This window comes from Pseudomonas sp. KU43P (assembly GCF_033095865.1).
GTDB lineage: Bacteria > Pseudomonadota > Gammaproteobacteria > Pseudomonadales > Pseudomonadaceae > Aquipseudomonas.
The window spans coordinates 5,292,576-5,314,157 of record NZ_AP019365.1; the positions used below are offsets into that span (position 1 = coordinate 5,292,576).

Here is a 21,582-nt window from a genome sequence, read left to right on the forward strand (position 1 = left end):
TCAATCTCACCCCACCCAGTGATACACGGGCGCATCCGCTCCACTCTCCACCTTCACTTCACTGCAATGGCGCAACCGCACCAGCAATCGCTTGCCCGCCGCAGTACTTCCAGCCAATCCCTCCAAATGGTCCAACAGTTCCGGCCCATTCATCTGCCCCGCCTGGCGCAACACATCGCGCGCTGCGCCCCACTGCCCGTCATCCTGGCGTGCCACGTTCGCCACGGCCACAGCGGCTGTATCAGCAGTTACCGGCACCTCTGTCTGCCGCCCCAACTGCGCCCATTCTTCAGGCTCCAGCTCAATGGTCAGGTCCACCGGCCAGTCACCAATCTTTCCACGGATTCTCACGCTGCATTCCCTCAAGCCCGTCAATCCCTTCATGCTACAGCAACATGAAACCTGCCACAGGCAGGCTGGCGACGCAGAGAAAAGTTGTTATAACATTACCAAACCATTCCCAGCCCGCCCCTGGAGTCGTCCATGCGTCGCCTGCTGCTCGCCCTGCCTATCGCCCTGCTGCCTTTCACCGCCGCTCACGCCCACGATGACCACGATCATGATCATGCCCACGGCACCCTCGGCGCCCACGAGCACGGCGTGGCCAAGCTCAATGCCGTGCTCGATGGCAACACGCTGGAGCTGGAACTCGACAGCCCGGCCATGAACCTGGTCGGCTTCGAGCATGCTGCCACCAGCGATGCCGACAAGGCCAAGGTGTCCGCCGTGCGCCAGCAGCTCGAACAACCGCTGAAGCTGTTCGGCCTGGCCGCCTCCGCCGGCTGCGTGGAAGATGCCCAAGAGCTGGAAAGCCCACTGTTCGGCGATGCGGCCAAGGATGACGACGGTGACGAACACGAGCATGGTCATCAGCACAGCGACATCAACGCCCACTACCAGCTGAACTGCTCAGCTCCCGGCAAACTTGCGCAGATCGATCTCGCGCCGCTGTTCAAAGCCTTCCCAGCCACACAGAAGATCAACGTGCAACTGATCGGCCCGAACGGCCAGAAGGGCCTGGAAACCTCTCCTGCCAAGGCCATGGTCGCATTCTGAATGAGCCAGCCCTTGATCGAACTGCATGACCTGATGTTCGCCTGGCCAGGCCAGGCGCCGCTGCTGGACATCCCGGCGCTGCGCCTGGAAGCCGGTGAAGCCTTGTTCCTCAAAGGCCCCAGTGGCAGTGGCAAGACCACGCTGCTGGGCCTGCTCGGCGGGGTCAACGTACCAGGTCAGGGCCGCATCCAGTTGCTCGGCCATGACCTCGGCACCATGGGCCAAGGCGCGCGTGACCGCTTCCGGGTCGACCACACCGGCTACATCTTCCAGCAGTTCAACTTGTTGCCATTCCTCTCAGTGCGCGAAAACGTCGAGCTGCCCTGCCGCTTTTCGCGTAGCCGTGCCGAGCGTGCGCGGCAACGGCATGGCAGTGTCGACCAGGCGGCCAGCGTGCTCCTGGCCCATCTGGGCCTGGACCACACGCTGCTAGCCCGACGCGCCGACAGCCTCTCGATCGGCCAGCAACAGCGGGTGGCCGCGGCCCGCGCGCTGATCGGCCAGCCCGAGCTGGTGATCGCAGACGAGCCGACCTCGGCGCTGGATGCCGATAGCCGCGAAGCCTTCATCCGCCTGCTGTTCGCCGAGTGCCGGGCGGCCGGCTCCAGCCTGCTGTTCGTCAGCCACGACCAGAGCCTTGCGCCACTGTTCGATCGTCATCTGTCCTTGGCCGAGCTCAACCGCGCAGCCAAGCCCCGGGAGGCCTGATGTACCTGCTTCGCCTTGCCCTGGCCAGCCTGGCCAACCGCCGCTTCACCGCCTTTCTCACCGCGTTCGCCATCGCCCTTTCGGTGTGCCTGCTGCTGGCCGTCGAGCGCGTGCGCACCGAGGCCCGCGCCAGCTTCGCCAGCACCATCAGCGGCACCGACCTGATCGTCGGCGCCCGCTCCGGCTCGGTGAACCTGCTGCTGTATTCGGTGTTCCGCATTGGCAATGCCACCAACAATATCCGTTGGGACAGCTACGAGCATTACGCCAAAGACCCTCGGGTGAAATGGGCGATCCCGATCTCGCTGGGTGACTCGCACCGTGGCTACCGCGTGATGGGCACCACCGGTGACTACTTCAGCCATTACCAATACGGCCGCCGCCAGCACCTGGCGCTGAGCCAGGGCCGCGCCTTTGCCGACGACCCGTTCGAAGTGGTTCTCGGCGCCGAAGTGGCCGACGCGCTGCATTACAAGCTGGGCGACAAGCTGGTGCTGGCACATGGCGTAGCCGCGATCAGCCTGGTCAAGCACGATGACAAACCATTCACTGTGGTCGGTGTGCTCGAACGCACCGGTACGCCAGTCGACCGCACCCTGCACATCAGCCTCGCCGGGATGGAGGCCATCCACATCGACTGGCACAACGGCGTTCCGGCCCGCGGCGTCGGGCGCATCAGCGCCGAGCAGGCACGGGCCATGGACCTGCAACCGGCGGCCATCACCGCGTTCATGCTCGGCCTGAACAACAAGATCGCCACCTTCAGCCTGCAGCGCGAAATCAACGAATACCGCAGCGAGCCGTTGCTGGCGATTTTGCCCGGCGTAGCGCTGCAAGAGCTGTGGAGCCTGATGGGCACGGCCGAACAGGCGCTGTTCGTGGTGTCGCTGTTCGTGGTGCTGACCGGGCTGATCGGCATGCTTACGGCGATTCTCACCAGCCTCAACGAGCGCCGTCGGGAGATGGCGATCCTGCGATCGGTGGGGGCTCGCCCATGGCATATTGCAGGGTTATTGGTGCTTGAAGCGCTGGCACTGGCCCTGGCAGGTATCGCCGCGGGGCTTGGGTTGTTGTATGCGGGGATTGCCCTGGCGCAAGGCTACGTGCAGGCCAATTACGGCTTGTACCTGCCATTGGCCTGGCCCAGCGCGCACGAATGGACGTCGCTGGCTATCATCCTCGGCGCTGCACTGTTGATGGGCAGTGTGCCGGCCTGGCGCGCCTATCGGCAGTCGCTGGCCGATGGCTTGTCGATTCACCTCTGAGGGCCGCACATGATCGCCACACGCACCGGCCTGCTGCTGGTCATGCAATTGCTCCTGGCCATGCCGCTCTGGGCCGCAGAACCCCGCGAACTCGACTGGCCCGCCCTGATCCCGGAAGGCGCCCCGGTCATCGCGCCACAGCTCACCCCGCTGCACGACATGTCCCAGCTGAGCAACGCCCTGTCCGCCGAGTCTGCCCCGCCTGCGGCCCAACAAGCGCCCAATGCCCCAGTGGTCAAAGCTCTGGATGGCCAACAGATCAAGCTGCCCGGCTACATCGTGCCGCTGGAAGTCAGCGAAGAAGGACGCACCACAGAATTCCTGCTAGTGCCCTACTACGGCGCCTGCATCCACGTGCCGCCACCACCTTCCAACCAGATCGTGCACATCTTCAGTGAAATGGGTGTGCGCGTAGAAGACCTCTACCAGCCCTACTGGATCGAAGGAAAGCTGCAGGTTAGAGCCTCCAGCAGCGAACTTGCCGATGCCGGATACCAAATGGAAGCCGAGAAAATATACGCTTATGAACTGAAGTGAGAACTGTTTCGAATTCACAAGCGCGCTTCTTTGAGCTGGGTCAAACTTTCTGTTTATCCAGCTCCGTACCATTGGACTACTCGATTAATAACGTCCTTTGGGAGCTTCCATGAACAAGTCCTTGCTCGGCGCCTCACTCGTGGTCCTTGCGCTCGCTGCCCCTGCCGCCCACGCCTATCAGGCGGGAGACATGATCCTGCGCGCAGGCGCCATCACCACCGCACCGAACGAGAACAGCGGCGACCTGAAGTTCGACGGCAACAAGGTATCGGGCACCAAGGCGACCCTGGACAGCGACACCCAACTGGGCCTGACCTTCGCCTACATGCTCACCGACCACATCGGCCTCGAGCTGCTGGCGGCCACCCCGTTCAAGCACACCGTCGGTGTTCAGGGCCTGGGCGGCGGGCTGGACGGCAAACTGGCGGACATCAAGCAACTGCCACCGACCCTGTCCGTGCAGTACTACCCGATGGAGCCGAACTCGCGCTTCCAGCCGTACGCCGGCATCGGTATCAACTACACCATGTTCTTCGACGAAGACCTGACCAGCGCCCGCAAGCAGCAGGGCTTCAGCAATCTCAAGCTGCAGGACTCGGTAGGCATCGCCGGCCAGCTGGGCATGGACTACATGCTGACCGACAATTTCCTGGTCAACGCCTCGGTCTGGTATGTCGACATCGACACCAAGGCCAGCGTCGACGGCCCGAGTGCACTGGGCTACAGCAAGACCAAGGTCAATGTGGATGTAGACCCGTGGGTCTACATGGTAGGGCTTGGCTACAAGTTCTGACCGATACAGAAAGGGCGGCCTAGGCCGCCCTTTCTGTTCCTGGCTTACTCTGCTCCATCAGGCCTTGCTGAGCAGACGCGCCAAACCATCGACCATCGAGGTCGGCTCGGGGAAATCGAACCGGGCCAGCAAGCGCTGGTTATCCGCACGTGAATGGCGGATGTCACCCGAGCGCGCCTGGCCGTAGCTCACCGCCGGCAAGCTACCCACTACCTGCTCCAGTGCCTTGAGCAACTGGTTCAGCGAAGTCGCCTGGTTCAGGCCGATATTCACTGCGCCCTCCTCCACCTTCGGCTGTTCCAGCGCCTGCACCATTACTTGCACCAGGTCGCCAACATAGAGGAAGTCACGGGTCTGCTCGCCGTCGCCGAACACTGTGATCGGCAGCCCTTGGGTCGCCCGCTCGCTGAAAATGCTGATGACCCCGGAGTACGGCGATGACGGGTCCTGGCGCGGCCCGAAGATGTTGAAGAAGCGGAACACCACCGGTTCCAGGCCATGCTGGCGGCGATAGAAGTCCAGGTACTGCTCGCTGGCCAGCTTGTCCACCGCGTAAGGGGTCAAGGGCGCTTTGGGGGTGTCCTCGGCAATCGACTCCCCCTCGCCGTTGTTGCCATACACCGCAGCGCTGGAGGCGAACAACACCCGGCGCACACCATGCACCCGCATGGCTTCGCACACATTGAGCGTGCCAATGAAGTTGCTCTGGTGGGTTCTTACCGGGTCTTCGACCGAGGCCTGAACAGAGGCCACTGCCGCCAGATGCACGACTGCACTGCAGCCTGCGGCAACGCGCTCGACCAGTTTGGCGTCGGCGACATCCCCTTCGATCAGTTCCAGACGTGGGTTGCCGATCTGCAGGTTGTCACGCGTGCCTGTCGACAGGTCGTCGAGCACGCGCACCGCGTAGCCTTTGTCCAGCAACGCATCGCACAGGTGGGAGCCGATGAAGCCGGCGCCGCCGGTGATCAGGATGGGGGCGTCAGCCATGGCGGTAGAAACGGTCCAGTAGGGGCGGCAAACCGGCGCGCCAGGCGCGCGGCTTGATGCCGAAGGTGTGAAGTATTTTCTTGCAGGCCAGCACCGCATTCTGCGGTTCTTCGCTGGCATCCGGGCGGGCGGCATGGGCTTGGGCGGTCGGCGCCTGCACGGCCAGCTGGCGGTACTGCCCTGCCTCGGTGAGGATCGCCTGGGCGAGCGCCAGCGGCGTGGTCGCCTCGTTGCCGGCGTAATGGTACGTGCCCCACAGCGGCGCACTGCAGTCGAGCTGCTTGAGCACCGACAGAATCACCCGCGCGGCATCGTCGACCGGCGTCGGGTTGCCCCGGCGGTCATCGGCCAGCAACAGTTCCTGGGGCTGCTCGGCGCGGGTCAGGAAGCGGCCCAGGGCACCATCGATGCTTTCGTCGAGCAACCAGCCGAAGCGCAGCAGCACATGCTGCGGGCAAGCGGCGCGCACGCTCTGCTCGATGCGCCACAGAGCCTGGCCACGCAGGCCCAGCGGCACGGGTTCGTCTTTTTCGCTGTAGGCGGTCGCCCGCGAGCCATCGAACACCCGGTAGCTGGAAGGCTGAACCAGGGTGATCTGGTGGTGCTGGCACAACTCGGCCAGGCGCTCGACCGCTCGCTCCTGCTGAGCCAGGCGCTGCTCGCTCACCGACTCGGCCTGGAACCAGTCGAAGTAGTAGGCCAGGTTGACCAGAGCATTGGGGCGGTGATCGTCCAGCAGCTGAGTGAGGCTGGCCGGGCCCCAGCCGTCTTCCGGCGGGCGCGGGGCCAGGAATGTGATGTCCTCCTCGGCCCCGAGACGAATCAGCGCTTGCCCGAGGGCATTGCCACCACCCAACAGCATCAGGCGCATACGCATAGAGTCAGCAGATCCGAACAGGTTAATTGGGGGAAAGGGGCCATTTTGCGGTTTCCGGGCGGGGAAGTCCAACCCTGGGGGTTTTAGCACTATTAGCTCGGCGCCCTACGACCCGGCAGGAAATACCTTACAACCGCTGACAACCCAATCCTGCATTCAGCACAAAAAAACCCTGTCTCAATAACTCCCTCATCCAGGAAAAATCTCAGCACATCCCTATAGACAAGGATAAAACAATGACAAGGAGTTATTGCGAGAGATCACAGGACGTCGCCCAATTCAAATTCAGGAAAGACCAGGCAAAGAGACTGGACGAAGCATGCAGGCATGTGGCCACTACTGATGGGCCAGACTTTCCTGGCGCTGCTGCGTTATCTACACACTACGCCCATCAGTTGAAACAGGTTCTGAATGCCCAGCAAAGTGCTCTTCTTAGGGCATTCACCTCTGGTCAAATTTGCGCGATTGAATTCAGCACAATGCTACCTCCACCAGACGATCCGACCCCCGATATCCTTCCTCCTTTGAATGAACTGTCTACCGCCACTGCTGTTATCTATCTGGCGTCAAGGCATCAGATTCTGCTTAGCCTCATCGGATACCGTTCATTTGCTTTTGATATCGATAACGAAGGTAAGCATTTGCGGCTTGTTGGCAATTTCAAGGGCGGGGGTAAAGATGCTTTGCCTGGCGAATGTCTGAGTAGAGCCCCCGAGCTTAGCTCCCACGCAGGGGTGAGCCTCGGACCTCATACCGAACCTCCTTACAACTGTTCCGTTGTAGCTGAAAATGGCCACTCGCCTGCGCCCAGTGCTCTGATCTTGAGTGCAAGATGGAATCCGCTACGTGAGCCGACATATCTGACACCTATGCGAACAGCCATTGAAAAGCTCAAGGGTATTGAAGTGCTGGCGCTTTCATCACGTTCGTACCGTTTTAGCCGCAGCGAGTGCTTCTTGAAAGATGATGGCCCTCCTCCCGAACCAAGTTCTATTTTGCAGTTCGCCAAGCTTGAAGAATTTTACCTTGCGCTATAGCACTTATCGCTACTCACTGGACGCTGACGCAGCTGCACCTGCGCAATACGCACTCAGCTCATTGGAAAGGGCAATAAAGGAAGTGAAACCAAAAACCTTCATATTAGATTCACGCTCGGCGCTCTTGATTAACAATCACCAGGCACTCCATTCCCGCGATATCGTTCAGGACAACCGAAGACTCCTGATCCGACTTTTTGCCTATGCACCCCATACGGAGCCTCTGGTGCTTCAACCAGATCCTCTCGTCGTTCGCGGTTAAGCCTGGATAGCCAAGTATGGAAATCGAGATTGCAACGCTATTGGCCCTCGCCACCATTGCCTTGCTGGCCGGCTTCTTCGATGCCATAGCAGGCGGTGGAGGCTTGGTTACCCTACCGGCCCTGTTCATTGCCGGGGTCGATCCGTTGGCTGCGATGGCAACCAACAAGTTTCAGGCTTCCTCAGCCAGCGTTTCGGCGGTCTTGGCGTTCGCCCGCAAGCGAATGATTGATTGGCGGGCAGGTTGGCCAATGGCCGTGCTGTCATTTGCCGGCGGCGTTGCAGGTGCCCTGTCGATCAGCCTGCTCGACAGGGGCGTGCTGGAGGTTTCGGCCCCTGTTCTGCTGATTGCAGTGGCTGCCTACTTTGCACTTTGCCCCAAGCTGGGGGAGCGGGAGCGCAAACAGCGGTTAACGACCTTGTGCTTCACCTTGGTAGTTGCCCCAGCCATTGGCTTCTACGACGGCATTTTCGGCCCAGGTACCGGGTCATTCTTCATGGTCGCCTTCACCCTTCTGCTGGGGCAGCACCTCATGCAGGCAATCTGCAGCAGCAAGCTGCTCAATGCGTCCTGCAATCTCGGCGCCCTGTCGGTTTTCGCTTTCGGCGGCGCCATCATCTGGCCTTTGGCACTGGCAATGGCCCTGTGCGCCATCATCGGCGCCCAACTCGGCGCTCGCTGCGCCCTCTACTTTGGGCCGCGACTGGTCAAGCCGCTGCTGATCACCGTGTGCTGCCTGATGGCATTGAAGCTGCTGCTCGATAACGGGCATCCCGTAGGTGAATGGCTGCGTCAGTACTGAAGCGTTGCGAGATGTTCTCTTGGCCCTGTCGCCAGCAAAGGCAATACATTCACTCGATCTCGAACAACCCATTACTCAACGGCCCCACACTCAACCGCTCGCGCACATCATCATCGATCCGCGGATCATCCGGCCGGTACAGCTTCACCTGCCGGTACGCATTGATGCGGTTGATCTCCTCGCCCAGGTACTCCCACACCACCCGGGTACAGGCCGGGTTGCGCCGGTCACCGCTGGAGACGCCGGTCTTGAGGCCATTGAGGCGGGTGATACGGCTCTTGAAGCTGGGGATGAGGATGGTCTGGCTCATCTCGTTGAGGGTCAGCGACTCGTAGTCGATCAGGAACATCCGGTCCTGCAACTGGAAGGCCGCGCCCAGGTAACGGCAGCGCACCTCGGCATGCTGGTCGGTGGTGCTGGAGCGTTCCTGGCGCTCTTGGCGCTCGAACAGGAAGCGGCCGCGCTCCTCGCGCAGGTGCACCAGCGACACCAGGATGGTGCCGGGTACCGACATGCAGTTGGAGTACTCGAAGTAGTAGCCGCAATAGCGCGACAGGTTACCCGCGTGCTCGTGCAATGGCCGGAACAGGTCACTGATCGGGTCGCTTGGCTGGTCGTCAACGCTCGACACCCGCGCACCGATCAAACGAGAGAACTGCTCGGGCGGCAGATTCAACTCGTAATCCTCGACGCCGAAGAAATCGCCGATGCGCTTGAGGTTGAAAGCCGTCGGACGGCTTTGCCCGCTGAGGTACTTGTTGAACTGCGCGCGGTTGATCGACAGCTGCCGGCAAACTTCGGAAATAGAGCGGTAATGGCTGCAGGCCAATTTGAGATTGGTAGCGAAATGATCGCTCATAAGCAGAATCCTGGTGACGCGAATGACGCCATTCTAGCATCAAGTCGCATCAAGTCAGAGCAACCCGCGAAATTGTAACCACTCTTGTCATGGCCAACCATGCGCCCCAACGAATAGCGGTGCGCCTGCCGTCCGCTGGTCTTTCCATGCGAAGAATAAGAATCGAGGTCATTTTCCAATGCTCGAAGCACTCAACGATTTCCTCTCCGGGAAACTTCTCATCGTGCTGATCGTCGGTCTCGGCGGTTACTTCACCATCCGCTCGCGGTTCGTCCAGTTCCGCCACTTTGGCCACATGTTCGCCGTGTTCAAGGAATCGCTGCGCGGCCAGGCAGGCCAACTGAGCTCCTTCCAGGCCCTGATGCTGAGCCTCGCCGGCCGCGTCGGCGCCGGTAACATCGCAGGTGTCGGCATTGCCGTGACCCTGGGTGGCCCAGGCGCGGTGTTCTGGATGTGGGTCACGGCCCTGGTCGGCATGGCCAGCAGCTTCTTCGAGTGCACCCTGGCCCAGGTCTACAAGCGCGCCGACGGCGACGGCCTGTACCGTGGCGGCCCGGCGTACTACATCCAGCACGGCCTGAAGCGCAAAAGCATGGCGATCGTGTTCTCGATCCTGTTGCTGGTCACCTACGGCTTCGCCTTCATCGGCCTGCAGTCGTACACCGTGACCCATTCGCTGCAAAACGCCTTCGACTTCGACCCAAGCCACACCGGCATCGTCCTGGCGGTGCTGCTGGCCATCACCTTCCTCGGCGGCATCAAGCGCATCGCTGCGGTGTCGGACCTGCTGGTACCGGTCAAGACCCTGGCCTACATCGGCGTGACCCTGTACGTGATCGGCACCCAGATCGAACACGTACCGGCCATGCTTGAAACCATCTTCAAGAGTGCCTTCGGCCTCGACCCTGCGTTCGGCGGCCTGCTCGGCAGCGCCATCGTCATGGGCGTGAAACGTGGCGTGTTCGCCAACGAAGCCGGCCTGGGCAGTGCACCGAACGTCGCCGCCGTGGCCGCCGTGAAGCACCCGGGCGCCCAAGGCGTGGTCCAGGCCTTCAGCGTGTTCCTCGACACCTTCGTGATCTGCACCTGCACCGCGCTGTTGATCCTGCTGTCGGGCTTCTACACCCCGGGCTTCGAGGGTGACGGCATCGTCCTGACCCAGAACTCGCTGGCCGCTGTGGTCGGTGACTGGGGCCGCCTGTTCGTCAGCGTGGCGCTGTCGCTGTTCGTCTTCACCTGCATCCTCTACAACTACTACCTGGGCGAAAACAGCCTGCAGTTCCTCAGCCGCAACCGCGTGGTGCTGATGGTCTTCCGCGGCCTGGTGCTGGCGCTGGTGGTGTGGGGTTCGATGCAAGACCTGTCGACCGTGTTCGCCTTTGCCGACATCACCATGACCTGCCTGGCCTTCGTCAACCTGATTGCCCTGGCCATGCTGTTCAAAGTCGGCCTGCGTGTCATGCGTGACTACGATGACCAACGCAAGGCAGGCGTCGCCCAGCCCGTGTTCGACTCGGCCAAGTTCGCTGACCTGGACCTGGACCGCAATGCCTGGCCTGCCAATCCGCAGGTTGAACCGGCCGCCGTCAACACCGCCAGCCAAGCCCAGCCACAACGCTGATATCCTGCCCTACCCAGCCGCCCCGTTCGCGGGCGGCTGCTTCTCTTCCGCTCACCGCTACGGATGCTTTCCATGCGTGCAGTCAAGAATCTTCTCGTCCTCTACACCGGGGGCACCATCGGCATGCTCGAAACCGCCGAGGGCCTGGCGCCAGCCGGCGGTTTCGACGCGCGCATGCGCGAGCACCTGGCCCAACTGACCAATGCACCGCAAGTGCAATGGACGCTGCAGGAGCTGAACCCGCTGTTGGACAGCGCCAACATGCAGCAACACAACTGGCTGGCCATGCGCGATGCCATTGTCGCAGCAGTGGATGCGGGCCATGACGGCGTGCTGGTGCTGCATGGCACCGACAGCCTAGCGCACAGCGCCGCAGCCCTGTCGTTCCTGTTGCTGGGCCTGCCGGTACCGGTGCTGCTGACCGGCTCGATGCTGCCGGCCGGTGTACCGGGCAGCGACGCCTGGGACAACCTGTGCGGTGCCCTCGGGCAGTTCGAGGCAGGCCTGGAAGATGGCGTGCAACTGTATTTCCACGGCCAGCTGCTGCATGGCTGCCGGGCCTCGAAACTGCGAAGCGAAGCGTTCGACGCCTTTGCTGCACTGCCGCGCCATCGTGAAGGTGAGCGGGCCCGCGAAGTGCCGCAGGCCCTGGGTTATCGCCAGCAGCGCCAACCGGTCAACCTTGCGGTGATGCCGGTGTACCCCGGCCTGCAGGCCGAGCACCTGCGTGGCGTGCTCGACACGGGTGTGCAGGGTTTGATACTGGAGTGCTACGGCAGCGGTACCGGCCCATCGGACGATCAGGCGCTGCTCGACGTGCTGCGTGCTGCGCGCCAGCGCGGGGTGATGTTGGTTGCCATCAGCCAGTGCCCGGAAGGGTCGGTGGTGTTCGATACCTATGCGGCGGGCAATCGGCTGCGCTCGGCAGGGTTGGTCAGCGGGGGTGGCATGACCCGCGAGGCAGCGTTGGGCAAGTTGTTTGCGTTGCTGGGCGCGGGGCTGGATGTCGAGACGGCAGAACTGTGGTTTGCGCTGGATCTGTGTGGGGAGCGGGCCTGAACGCTGCCTGTTCGGGCCTCATCGCCGGCAAGCCGGCTCCCACAAGGGCCTGCACAGGCGTTGTGAGCGGTGATGTACCTGTGGGAGCCGGCTTGCCGGCGATTGGGCCACTACAGGCACATAAATTGGCGGAAGGCAGCGGGAGTCGAACCTGCCCGGGAACGGCTGCCGTCCCCAACCGGGTTTGAAGCCCGGCCGCGCCACCGGGCGCGATTGCCTTCCTTGTAATCAGTGCCTGGCCTGCTGCTGGGCCAGTGCGCTGTCGGCACGGATGTGACGCTGATCGGCAACCCTGCGGGTCAGGCCGATGCGGTCGAAGTATTCCAGAATCTGCACACTGCGCTTGCGACCGATGCCCAACATATCGCGAAACGCCGCTACCTGCACTATCGGCGTGGTCCTGGCCTGCGCAAGCAACAGCTCTGCCATGCGCTGTAGCGTCTTCTCGGGGTAGAACAGGTCCCGCACCACCTGGTGCACCAGGCCCAGCCGCGCCAGCTTGCGCAGCAACAGGCGCACATCGGCTTCTGCGCATTTTTCTTCAGCGGCCAACGTCCTGACCCAGGGCGGATCGTACTGACCCTCCAGTAACCTGGGCTGCAGGCGCGCCCACAAGGCGCTGTCGGCCTCGCTCAGTTGCACCTTGTGATCGGGCAGGTGCAGCCACGGCCCGCTAGTGGCGACCACCGCGTCGTTGAGCAGCTCATCCAGCAGGCTGACGAACGCCGGGCGCTCCAGCGGCAAGGCCGCAAAACGGCGCAACCGGTCACGGTCCGGCCCCAGCTGGTCGGGTTCCTGCTCGTGGAAGCGTGCCAACTGCTCCAGCACCTGGCGCTTGAGTGCCTGCCACTGGCGATGGGCGAACAGCAATTGGCCCTGCCGAGTGGCTACCACCAGCACGTCCTCTGGCAGCTGCCAGGTTTCCCTCAGACGATTGAACTGCCGCTCCAGGCGCTGTGGATCAAGGCCGCCGGGGGCGTTGGCAAGCAGTGACGAAAGCGCTTGCTCCAGATCGCCTGCATCACGCAGCACCTGCAACTGCCGAAGGCGCTCTTCGCTGCGACGCTGCCGGCTCGGAGCAAAAGGGTCGAGCACCCTGCCGCCACCCAGCGTTCGCTGCGCACGCTGATCACGCAGAACCAGGCGATCGCCGTGCACGGCCTGCAGCGGCGCGTTGAGCAGCAATTGGGCGAACATGCGCTGGCCGGCGCCCAAGGTCTCGCCTTCGAGCAAGGCCACCCGCGCCGTCACATCCTGAGTGCCCAGGTGCACGTGCACGGCGCTGAAGTGTTCGAAGGCACGAAGCTCGTTCGACAGCAGCTGCAGTTCGATATCCACACGCACGCTGGGCGCACGCAGCCACTCGGGCACCAACCAGTCTCCCCGGTGCACCTGCTCCACCGCCAGGCGTTCGGCGGCGATATTCAGCGCCACCCGCTGGCCGGCCTCGGCCACCAAGGCAGCCTGGTTCTGCGCATGCAGGCCACGCACCCGCACCGCTTTGCCGGCCTTGCCCAACAACAACGTATCGCCTGCACTGACCCGCCCGGCCAGCGCCGTCCCGGTCACCACCACCCCAGCCCCCGCCACCGCGAAAGCGCGGTCCACTGCCAGACGAAAACCGCTGCGTACACTGCGTTGCCGAACACGTGTTTCAGCCTCTAACAACGCCTGGCGCAACGCTTCGATGCCCTCACCCGTGACACTCGACAACGGAAACTGCCGTGCCCCCGCATACGGCCCCGGCGCCAGCAGCTCGGCCACTTGCGCCTGCACTTCAGCCAGACGTGCCGCCTCGACCCTGTCGCATTTGCTGATGGCCACCAGCGCCTGGGGAATGCCCAGCAACTCGATGATCGCCAGGTGTTCGCGGGTCTGCGGCATCACGCCGTCATCGGCCGCCACCACCAGCAGCACCAAGTCGATGCCATGGGCGCCCGCCAGCATGTTGTGGATAAAACGTTCATGGCCCGGCACATCGATAAAACCGGTCAGCGGCGCGCCTTCGCTCAGCGCGGCGTAGCGGTAGCCGAGATCGATGGTCATACCGCGGTCACGTTCCTCCCGGCGCTGGTCGCCTGCCTGGCCGGTCAGCGCCTTGAGCAGCGCAGTCTTGCCATGGTCGATGTGGCCAGCGGTACCCACGATCACTGCACCGGCCCCAGTTGCAGGGCCGGCAGTTGCGCCAGCCACTGGGCTTCGTCGTCGAGCTGGCGCAGGTCAAGCCACAAGGCATCGTCATCGATGCGGCCGAGCACCGGCACCGGCAGATCGCGCAGTGCCCGCTCCAGCACATGCAGGCTGCGCCCGCGCAGCTTCTTCGACACTAGCGGGCGCAGGCACAGCGCCGCGCTCGGCAGGCGCGCCACGGGCTGGCTGCCGCTGCCGATCATGCCCAGTGCAGGTTCCACGCTGACCACCCATTGCTCGCCAAGGTGGGCCTTGAGTTCAGGTACCAGGCGTTCGGCCTGGGCCTGGATCTCGGCCTGGCTGCGGGTCAGCAGGCGCAGGCTGGGCAGGCGCTCGGCCAGGCGGTCGGGGTTGCGGTACAGCGCCAGCACCGCTTCGAGTGCGGCGAGGGTGATCTTGTCGACGCGCAGGGCGCGCTTGAGCGGGTTCTTCTTGATCTTGGCGATCAGCTCCTTGCGCCCGACGATGATGCCGGCCTGCGGGCCGCCGAGCAGTTTGTCGCCACTGAAGGTGACGATGTCCGCGCCGTCGGCCAGGGCCTGACGCACTGTTGGTTCGGCGGGCAGGCCCCAGCGGGTCAGATCGAGCAGGCTGCCGCTGCCAAGGTCTTCGAGCAGTGGCAGCTCATGCTGGTGGGCGATGCGCGCAAGTTCAGCGGTAGGCACCTGGGTGGTAAAGCCCTGGATGCTGTAGTTGCTGCAATGCACACGCATCAGCAAGCCTGTGCGCGGGCCGATGGCCGCTTCGTAATCACGGGCATGGGTGCGGTTGGTGGTGCCGATCTCGTGCAGCTTCACACCTGCGCGGGCCATGATGTCGGGGATGCGGAAGGCACCGCCGATCTCGATCAGCTCGCCACGGGAGATAATGCCTTCCTTGCGTGCGCCCAGGCTGTTGAGCGCCAGCAGCACGGCGGCGGCGTTGTTGTTGACCACGGTGACTGCCTCGGCGCCGGTCAGCTCGCGGATCAGGCCTTCGATCAAGTCGTCACGGTCGCCACGCTTGCCCGTGGCCAGGTCGAATTCCAAGTTGAGCGGGTAACGAGCAGCGGTGTGCATGGCTTCGACGGCTTCCTCGGGCAGCAGGGCGCGGCCGAGATTGGTGTGCAGCACGGTGCCGGTGAGATTGAACACACGGCGCACCTGACTGCGCTGTTGAATGGCCAGGCGCTCGCCGGTACGGCCCAGGAGAATTTCGGTGGCCAGTTCCGCAGCGGTTAGCTGGCCGTTGCGGGCCGGGTCGCGCAGGTCGTCGAGCAGCTGGCGCAGGGTGGCGAGTACGGCGTCGCGACCGTGGCGGTCGATTAGCGGGAGGCAGGCCGGGTGACGCAGCAAGGTGTCGATGGAGGGCAGGCGCGGGGTGTCGCTGGCGGGGGTTGGAGACATGCAGTACTACCTTGGACGGGTCCGTTGTCTGATCGGGCCCTATCGCCGGCAAGCCGGCTCCCACAGGGGCAGTGGTGATCCTGTGGGGGCCGGCTTGCCGACGATAGAGGCGACTCGGTATTGCAGTGTAGACACTCACCCACCACCAGGCGCGAGCATCAGGTTCGGAGCCAGGCGATGGAACCCCTCCTCGTCCAGCCGGATATCCAGCGCCAGGCTGGCCAAATCATCGGCCAGCGGCTCGGCTGCGGCATCGTTCTCCAGGTAATTCTGCTTCAGGTAGCTGTTGCACGCCGGGCAGCACTCGGCCCGCAACGGCGCCTTGCCGGGCGCATGGCGATCATCTTCAAGGCTGCTGTAACGCAAGTCCTTGCTCGACTCGCAATACACGCACTTGACCCGCACCACATGCCATTCGCAGGCACACAGCGAACAGGCCAGGTACCGCAAACCGTTGTGCCGACCGCGGTTGCGCACCACGCCGGCCATCGCCGGCGAGCCGCAGGCCGGGCACTGGGCTTGGCTGCCCGCTGGCTTGAGCTCGGGCGCTGGCAGCGCCAGCAGCCAGCTCGACCAGGCCGCTTGCAGGGCGGCGCCAATGAACGGTACCAGCGCCGCCGGCACCGCGTCGTATTGGCCAGCCAGCAAGGCGATACCCCAACCTTTGCGCTGGCTGTCGTCACTCCCTCGCAGTACGTCCAGCGCCTCGCCCATCGGCCCGCTGGATGCCTCGTCGAAGTGGGCCAGTAACGCCTGTAACCAGACCTGCCACGCGCCTTCGCGCACCAGGCTGTCAGCGGCAAGAGGTGGCAGACCATGACTTATGCACAGGCGCTGGCGCTCCTCGGCCACCGGCAAGCCGTTCGGTGGGTTATCCACAAGCAGCTGCTGGATGCGACACAACCGCGCGACCAGCTTCAGGTACTGGCCCAAGGCATTGCCTTCGGCCAGATGTTCCAGGCGCTCGGCGCGCAAGGCAAAAAGGTTGGCGGGCGGCAGGTGCAGAAACGGCGGCATAACCGCCGACGCTTCGATCTGCCCGGGTTCGAGTAGGGTGCTCAAGCGGTCATCCTTCTTTACGTCCGTGATTGCTCGGCGTCTTGTCGCCGGTCACTTCGCGGTACCACAGTTCATGATGTTTGCGCGCCCAGGCGCGGCTGACCCAGCCATGCAGCATGGCGCCGATCGAGCCCTTGATCCAGATGCCGGCGTAGATGTGCACGATGATGCTGAGGATCAGCACGAAGCCCGCCAGCGCATGGGCCAATGTCGCAACGCGGATCGACCCTATATCGAAGAAATGGCTGAAATAGGCGCGCCAGATCACCACCCCGCTGAGCAGTAGCACCAGCATGCACAGCAGCAGCGTCCAGAACAGCAGCTTCTGCCCGGCGTTGTACTTGCCGATCGGAGGCACGCCGTCTTCGCGATTGACCATTACCCGATCGATGCGGCGCAGCCACAGGCGGTCGTTGGCGGTGATGAAGTTGGCGCGCCAGAAGCGCACCACCAGGCCGAGGAAGAACACGAACATCGCCACGCCCATGAACGGGTGCAGGATGCGCGTCCACGGCCCGCCGCCGAACAGGTGGCTGAGCCAGAAAAGCGCTGGGTGGAACAGCGCCAGCCCGGACAACCCGGCCATGAAGAACAGGATGGCGACGATCCAGTGGTTGGTCCGCTCGTTGGCGTTGTAGCGCAGGATGGGTTTCTTGTCGTTCATGGCCGCTGCTCCCCCTGCCCGCCGGGCCGGTTCGGGTCATAGACATGGACCGACGGGTCCACGTGGTGCACGCTTTCATCCGGTGGCGTGGGGTGCTCGTCTTCCTCAACCCGTTGCGGGCCGACGCGCACGTAGTGGAAGAACCCAGCCAGTACCGCTGCCCCCATGGCCAGCAGCGCCAGCGGCTTGGTGAAGCCCTTCCACAGGCCCACCAGCGGGCTGATCACCGGCTGATCCGGCAGGCCGGCATACAGCCTGGGCGTGTCGGCATGGTGCAGCACATACATCACGTGGGTGCCACCGACGCCGTCAGGGTCGTACAGGCCGGCGTTGTCGTAACCGCGCGACTTGAGGTCGACGACGCGCTCGGCGGCATGCACCTTCATCTCTTCCTTGGTGCCGAACACGATCGCCCCGGTCGGGCAGGTTTTCACACAAGCCGGCTCCAGGCCCACAGTCACACGGTCGGAACACAGAGTGCACTTGTACGCCTTGTGGTCCTTCTGCGAGATGCGCGGGATGTTGAACGGGCAACCGGTGATGCAATAACCGCAGCCGATGCAGTGGTCCTGGTTGAAGTCGACGATGCCGTTGGCGTGCTTGATGATCGCGCCTGGGCTCGGGCATGCCTTCAGGCAACCTGGGTCGGCGCAGTGCATGCAGCCATCCTTGCGGATCAGCCACTCCAGGTTGCCGTCGTCGCGCTCGTGCTCGGTAAAGCGCATCAAGGTCCAGGTCTCGGCAGTGAGATCCTGGGGGTTGTCGTAAGTGCCGTGGTTGTGGCCGACCTCGTCACGCAGTTCGTTCCACTCCGAGCATGCCACCTGACAGGCCTTGCAACCGATGCACTTGGTGGTGTCGATCAGCTTGGCGACTTCCTCCTGCTGGCGTACCGAAGGCGGTACGGTGGTGGTGGCCGAGCGGGCGATGATGTCTTGGCTGGCCATCAGATTTTCTCCACTTTGACGAGGAACGACTTGGACTCCGGCGTCTGGGTGTTGCCGTCACCGAGGAACGGCACCAGGGTGTTGGTCAGGTAGCCGTGCCGCGTCGCACCGGTGAAGCCCCAGTGCAAGGGGATACCGATCTGGTGAACGGTTTGGTTGTTGACCTGCAGCGGGCGAATCCGCTTGGTCACCACCGCCACCGCCTCGATATGCCCACGCTTGCTCGACACCCGCACCCGGTCGCCGGCCTTGATGCCTTTCTCGTTGGCCAGCACCTCGCCGATCTCGACGAACTGCTCGGGCTGGGCGATGGCATTGAGGCGGCAGTGCTTGCTCCAAAAGTGGAAGTGTTCGGTCAGACGGTAGGTGGTCGCCGCATAGGGGAACTCGTCGTGCTTGCCAAGGGTGTCCCATACCGAATCGAAGATCCGCCCGGCCGGGTTGCTGGTGGCCTTCTTGTTCTGCGGATGCAGCGGGTTGATGCCGATTGGTGTCTCGAACGGCTCGTAGTGCTCGGGGAACGGGCCTTCGGCCATCTTGTCGATGGCAAAGAAGCGTGCCACGCCCTCGGGGTTCATGATGAACGGGTTCATCCCGGCTTCCGGTGGCGAGTCGACCTTGAAGTCAGGCACGTCGGTGCCGGTCCAGGCCTTGCCGTTCCACCACACCAGGCGCTTCTTGTCCGGATCCCACGGCTTGCCTTGCGGGTCGCTGGAGGCGCGGTTGTAGAGGATGCGCCGGTTCGCCGGCCAGGCCCAAGCCCAGTTTTGCACTTGGTGCATACCGAACGGGTCGCTGTTGTCACGGCGGGCCATCTGGTTGCCCTGCTCGGTCCAGCAGCCGGCGAAGATCCAGCAGCCCGAGGCGGTGCTGCCGTCGTCCTTGAGCTGGGCGAAGCCCGACAACTGCTGGCCACCCTTGAGCACCACGCCGGTCGCGTCGCTGAGGTCGGACACGGCCCAGCCATTCATCTCCTTGGCCAGCTCTTCGGGTGAAGGCTCCTCGGGGATCTTGTACGGCCAGCTGATGTTCATCATGGCATCCGGGTACGCTCCGCCTTCGGCCTGATACCGCTGGCGCAGGCGCAGGAACAGCTCGCTCATGATCTGCACATCGGTGCGGGTTTCACCCGGGCCGTCGGCACCCTTCCAGTGCCATTGCAGCCAGCGGCTGCTGTTGACCAGCGAGCCGTCTTCCTCGGCGAAGCAGGTCGTGGGCAGGCGGATCACCTCGGTCTGGATGTTGGCCGTGTCGACATCGTTGAACGGCCCGGCGTTGCGCCAGAACTCCGAGGTCTCGGTGGCCAGCGGGTCCATGATCACCAGCCACTTGAGCTTGCCCAGGGCCGCAGTGACACGGTTCTTGTCCGGCAATGCGGCGATCGGGTTGAAGCCTTGGCACATGTAGCCGTTGACCTTGCCCTGGCTCATCATCTCGAACATGCGCAGCACGTCATAAGCCGGCACATCGAGCTTGGGCAGCCAGTCGTAGCCCCAGTTGTTTTCTGCCGTGGCGTTGGCGCCGTACCAGGCCTTCATCAGGCTTACGTGGAATTTGCCGTAGTTCTGCCAGTAGGACAGTTGCCCCGGCCGCAGCGGCTTGGAGGCGCGCTTGTCGATGTACGCGGCGTAGTCCTGCTCGGCGTCGCCGGCCAGGGTCAGGTAGCCCGGCAGCGAGTTCGACAGCAGGCCCAGGTCGGTCAGGCCCTGGATGTTGGAGTGCCCGCGCAAGGCGTTGACGCCGCCGCCCGGCATGCCGACGTTGCCCAGCAGCAACTGCACCATCGCCGCACTGCGGATGATCTGCGCACCGATCGAATGCTGCGTCCAGCCCAGTGCATAGAGAATCGTCATCGTCTTGCCTGGTGCCGAGCAGGTGGCGATCTCTTCCCAGACCTTGAGCATGGCGTCCTGCGGCATGCCGCAGGTCATGCTGGCGATTTCCGGGGTGTAGCGGCTGTAGTGCTGCTTCATCAGCTGGTATACGCAGCGCGGATGCTGCAGGCTCGGGTCGACCTTGGCGAAACCATCCTCACCCAGCTCGTAGCCCCAACCCGACTTGTCTGCATACACGCGCTTGGCCTCGTCGTAGCCGCTGAACAGCCCGTCTTCGAAGCCATAGTTCTCTTTGACGATGAACGACACGTCGGTGTAGTTGCGCACGTATTCGTGCTGGATTTTGTCGTTGCTCAGCAGGTAATTGATCAGCCCGCCCATGAAGGCGATGTCGGTACCGGTACGGATCGGCGCGTAGTAGTCCGCCACCGAAGCGGTACGGGTAAACCGCGGGTCGACCACGATCAGCCGCGCCTTGTTGTGCGCCTTGGCCTCGGTCACCCACTTGAAGCCGCACGGGTGCGCTTCTGCTGCGTTGCCGCCCATCACCAGGACCAGATTCGCGTTGGCGATATCGGACCAGTGGTTGGTCATGGCGCCACGGCCGTACGTCGGGGCAAGACTTGCCACCGTCGGGCCATGTCAGACACGTGCCTGGTTATCGAACCCCAGCATGCCTGTTGCGCGGATGACCTTGTGGGTCAGGTAGCCGGCTTCGCTGGAGGCAGCGGAGGCGGCGAGAAAACCGGTGGTGAGCCAACGGTTCACCGTCTGGCCCTGAGCGTTTTTCTCGATGAAGTTGGCGTCGCGGTCCTGCTTCATCAGGTCGGCGATGCGGTCGAGCGCTTCGTCCCATTCGACCCGCACCCACTCCTTGCTGCCTGGCTTGCGCATTTCGGGGTACTGCAGGCGGCTGGCGCTGTGAATAAAGTCGAGCAGGCCGGCACCTTTCGGGCACAGAGTACCGCGGTTGACCGGATGGTCGGCGTCGCCTTCGATGTGGATGATGTTCTGTTTGACGTTCTTGCCCGCGTCACCCTGGCTGTACAGGATCAGGCCGCAGCCGACCGAACAGTAGGGGCAGGTGTTGCGGGTTTCTTTGGTGTGCGCCAGCTTGAAGTGACGCACCTGCTCGGCGAACGCAGGCGTCGGGGCCATGCCCAACGCTGCCAGGCTCGAGCCTCCAAGGCCAACGGCGGCGACCTTGAAGAACTGCCGACGGTTGAGGTCCATCGTGCACTCCTGATCAGGTGGTGGACGCACGGAACATAGCCGGCGTCTCTTGCGTAGTCACGGGGGCGGTTTTGACGGCCGCCAATAGGTAAGACTAGTCAAGAATCGAGAAGGTGCGATGACATGGGTCAGGGTTGATGGCCCTTCGCCGGCAAGCCGATTCTCACAGGGCCCCCACCGCCCGTAAGAACACCGGATTACCTGTGGGAGCTGGCTTGCCAGCGATAGGGCCAGCAGCCGTAAGATTTTTCTGAATCTGAAACCAAATGCTTCAGGATTTGCATCTTTGGGAATTATCCTACGGGTGCTTCTGAAGTTTCGCTGTTGTCGGGGAAATGCCTCACGGATAACGTTCTCGGGTCGCTCTGGCGACCGGGTGTGAGAACCCGACTGACACAACAGC

The 21,582-nt window shown here is 63.2% G+C and carries 19 protein-coding genes and 1 tRNA gene; 9 read left to right on the top strand and 11 right to left on the bottom strand.

Annotated features, from left to right (window positions below; all coding sequences use genetic code 11):
• Positions 1–6: 6 nt before the first annotated feature.
• Positions 7–351 carry a hypothetical protein gene (locus KU43P_RS24240; RefSeq protein ID WP_317660027.1) on the bottom strand — a complete coding sequence of 115 codons (345 nt, stop codon included), beginning with the start codon at positions 349–351 and terminating at the stop codon, positions 7–9.
• A gap of 132 nt (positions 352–483) precedes the next feature.
• Here KU43P_RS24240 and KU43P_RS24245 point away from each other — a divergent pair, with 132 nt between their 5' ends.
• The 5 genes from KU43P_RS24245 (at position 484) to KU43P_RS24265 (ending at position 4,359) form a co-directional block, all read left to right on the top strand.
• Positions 484–1,056 carry a DUF2796 domain-containing protein gene (locus KU43P_RS24245; protein WP_317660028.1) on the top strand — a complete coding sequence of 191 codons (573 nt, stop codon included), beginning with the start codon at positions 484–486 and terminating at the stop codon, positions 1,054–1,056.
• Entirely contained in the window at positions 1,057–1,764 is a 708-nt protein-coding gene (locus tag KU43P_RS24250; RefSeq protein WP_317660029.1) for an ABC transporter ATP-binding protein, read from the top strand.
• Entirely contained in the window at positions 1,764–3,029 is a 1,266-nt protein-coding gene (locus KU43P_RS24255; protein ID WP_317660030.1) for an ABC transporter permease, read from the top strand. Before KU43P_RS24250 ends, KU43P_RS24255 begins: the two co-directional genes overlap by 1 nt.
• 9 nt (positions 3,030–3,038) lie before the next feature.
• The gene (locus KU43P_RS24260; protein ID WP_317660031.1) at positions 3,039–3,566 is read left to right on the top strand and encodes a DUF3299 domain-containing protein; all 528 of its coding nucleotides are present in this window, start codon (positions 3,039–3,041) and stop codon (positions 3,564–3,566) included.
• 109 nt (positions 3,567–3,675) lie between these two features.
• Positions 3,676–4,359, top strand: a complete 684-nt coding sequence (locus KU43P_RS24265) for an OmpW/AlkL family protein (RefSeq protein WP_317660032.1) — start codon at positions 3,676–3,678, stop codon at positions 4,357–4,359.
• Positions 4,360–4,416: 57 nt separating this feature from the next.
• Here the strand turns inward: KU43P_RS24265 and KU43P_RS24270 are convergent, their stop codons facing one another.
• Both KU43P_RS24270 and KU43P_RS24275 read right to left on the bottom strand, forming a co-directional pair.
• Positions 4,417–5,349 (bottom strand): NAD-dependent epimerase/dehydratase family protein, encoded by a 933-nt coding sequence (locus KU43P_RS24270; RefSeq protein ID WP_317660033.1) that lies wholly within the window; start codon positions 5,347–5,349, stop codon positions 4,417–4,419.
• On the bottom strand, positions 5,342–6,226 hold the full coding sequence (locus tag KU43P_RS24275; protein WP_317660034.1) for a sugar nucleotide-binding protein: 885 nt from the start codon (positions 6,224–6,226) through the stop codon (positions 5,342–5,344). The genes KU43P_RS24270 and KU43P_RS24275 overlap by 8 nt, the downstream gene beginning before the upstream one ends.
• A 329-nt stretch (positions 6,227–6,555) precedes the next feature.
• Here KU43P_RS24275 and KU43P_RS24280 point away from each other — a divergent pair, with 329 nt between their 5' ends.
• Together KU43P_RS24280 and KU43P_RS24285 are read left to right on the top strand one after the other, a co-directional pair.
• The gene (locus KU43P_RS24280; protein WP_317660035.1) at positions 6,556–7,263 is read left to right on the top strand and encodes a hypothetical protein; all 708 of its coding nucleotides are present in this window, start codon (positions 6,556–6,558) and stop codon (positions 7,261–7,263) included.
• A gap of 278 nt (positions 7,264–7,541) precedes the next feature.
• Complete coding sequence (locus KU43P_RS24285; protein WP_317660036.1) at positions 7,542–8,327, top strand: TSUP family transporter; 786 nt, start codon at positions 7,542–7,544, stop codon at positions 8,325–8,327.
• Positions 8,328–8,376: 49 nt separating this feature from the next.
• Here KU43P_RS24285 and KU43P_RS24290 read toward each other — a convergent pair whose 3' ends face one another.
• Positions 8,377–9,186: a helix-turn-helix domain-containing protein gene (locus tag KU43P_RS24290; protein ID WP_317660037.1), complete on the bottom strand. Its 810-nt coding sequence runs from the start codon at positions 9,184–9,186 to the stop codon at positions 8,377–8,379.
• A 178-nt stretch (positions 9,187–9,364) separates the two neighbouring features.
• Here KU43P_RS24290 and KU43P_RS24295 point away from each other — a divergent pair, with 178 nt between their 5' ends.
• Positions 9,365–10,807 (top strand): alanine/glycine:cation symporter family protein, encoded by a 1,443-nt coding sequence (locus KU43P_RS24295; RefSeq protein ID WP_317660038.1) that lies wholly within the window; start codon positions 9,365–9,367, stop codon positions 10,805–10,807.
• A 72-nt stretch (positions 10,808–10,879) separates the two neighbouring features.
• Positions 10,880–11,866, top strand: a complete 987-nt coding sequence (locus KU43P_RS24300; protein WP_317660039.1) for an asparaginase — start codon at positions 10,880–10,882, stop codon at positions 11,864–11,866.
• 126 nt (positions 11,867–11,992) lie between these two features.
• On the opposite strand, the gene KU43P_RS24305 is transcribed toward KU43P_RS24300, so the two are convergent.
• From KU43P_RS24305 to fdnG, 7 genes are all read right to left on the bottom strand, one after another.
• Positions 11,993–12,088, bottom strand: a tRNA-Sec gene (locus KU43P_RS24305).
• A 6-nt stretch (positions 12,089–12,094) separates the two neighbouring features.
• Positions 12,095–14,017, bottom strand: coding sequence for a selenocysteine-specific translation elongation factor (selB, locus tag KU43P_RS24310; RefSeq protein ID WP_317660040.1), 1,923 nt, complete (start codon positions 14,015–14,017; stop codon positions 12,095–12,097).
• Positions 14,014–15,441: an L-seryl-tRNA(Sec) selenium transferase gene (selA, locus tag KU43P_RS24315; protein WP_317660041.1), complete on the bottom strand. Its 1,428-nt coding sequence runs from the start codon at positions 15,439–15,441 to the stop codon at positions 14,014–14,016. Before selA ends, selB begins: the two co-directional genes overlap by 4 nt.
• Positions 15,442–15,576: 135 nt before the next feature.
• On the bottom strand, positions 15,577–16,503 hold the full coding sequence (gene fdhE, locus KU43P_RS24320) for a formate dehydrogenase accessory protein FdhE (protein WP_317660042.1): 927 nt from the start codon (positions 16,501–16,503) through the stop codon (positions 15,577–15,579).
• 4 nt (positions 16,504–16,507) lie between these two features.
• Entirely contained in the window at positions 16,508–17,164 is a 657-nt protein-coding gene (locus KU43P_RS24325) for a formate dehydrogenase subunit gamma (protein ID WP_317660043.1), read from the bottom strand.
• A complete protein-coding gene (fdxH, locus tag KU43P_RS24330; RefSeq protein ID WP_317660044.1) occupies positions 17,161–18,111 on the bottom strand; it encodes a formate dehydrogenase subunit beta in 951 nt (316 codons plus the stop codon). The genes KU43P_RS24325 and fdxH overlap by 4 nt, the downstream gene beginning before the upstream one ends.
• Positions 18,111–21,179: a formate dehydrogenase-N subunit alpha gene (gene fdnG, locus KU43P_RS24335; protein ID WP_317660045.1), complete on the bottom strand. Its 3,069-nt coding sequence runs from the start codon at positions 21,177–21,179 to the stop codon at positions 18,111–18,113. Before fdnG ends, fdxH begins: the two co-directional genes overlap by 1 nt.
• Positions 21,180–21,582: the final 403 nt, after the last annotated feature.

What these genes read in the sequence shown, in the direction of transcription:
- KU43P_RS24255 (WP_317660030.1), top strand. Translation starts at nt 1,764, where the DNA reads ATGTACCTGCTTCGCCTTGCCCTGGCCAGCCTGGCCAACCGCCGCTTC.
- KU43P_RS24300 (WP_317660039.1), top strand. Translation starts at nt 10,880, where the DNA reads ATGCGTGCAGTCAAGAATCTTCTCGTCCTCTACACCGGGGGCACCATC.
- KU43P_RS24270 (WP_317660033.1), bottom strand. Translation starts at nt 5,349, where the DNA reads ATGGCTGACGCCCCCATCCTGATCACCGGCGGCGCCGGCTTCATCGGC.
- KU43P_RS24245 (WP_317660028.1), top strand. Translation starts at nt 484, where the DNA reads ATGCGTCGCCTGCTGCTCGCCCTGCCTATCGCCCTGCTGCCTTTCACC.
- KU43P_RS24285 (WP_317660036.1), top strand. Translation starts at nt 7,542, where the DNA reads ATGGAAATCGAGATTGCAACGCTATTGGCCCTCGCCACCATTGCCTTG.
- fdxH (WP_317660044.1), bottom strand. Translation starts at nt 18,111, where the DNA reads ATGGCCAGCCAAGACATCATCGCCCGCTCGGCCACCACCACCGTACCG.
- KU43P_RS24290 (WP_317660037.1), bottom strand. Translation starts at nt 9,186, where the DNA reads ATGAGCGATCATTTCGCTACCAATCTCAAATTGGCCTGCAGCCATTAC.
- KU43P_RS24295 (WP_317660038.1), top strand. Translation starts at nt 9,365, where the DNA reads ATGCTCGAAGCACTCAACGATTTCCTCTCCGGGAAACTTCTCATCGTG.
- KU43P_RS24275 (WP_317660034.1), bottom strand. Translation starts at nt 6,226, where the DNA reads ATGCGTATGCGCCTGATGCTGTTGGGTGGTGGCAATGCCCTCGGGCAA.
- selA (WP_317660041.1), bottom strand. Translation starts at nt 15,441, where the DNA reads ATGTCTCCAACCCCCGCCAGCGACACCCCGCGCCTGCCCTCCATCGAC.
- KU43P_RS24325 (WP_317660043.1), bottom strand. Translation starts at nt 17,164, where the DNA reads ATGAACGACAAGAAACCCATCCTGCGCTACAACGCCAACGAGCGGACC.
- KU43P_RS24250 (WP_317660029.1), top strand. Translation starts at nt 1,057, where the DNA reads ATGAGCCAGCCCTTGATCGAACTGCATGACCTGATGTTCGCCTGGCCA.
- KU43P_RS24265 (WP_317660032.1), top strand. Translation starts at nt 3,676, where the DNA reads ATGAACAAGTCCTTGCTCGGCGCCTCACTCGTGGTCCTTGCGCTCGCT.
- KU43P_RS24260 (WP_317660031.1), top strand. Translation starts at nt 3,039, where the DNA reads ATGATCGCCACACGCACCGGCCTGCTGCTGGTCATGCAATTGCTCCTG.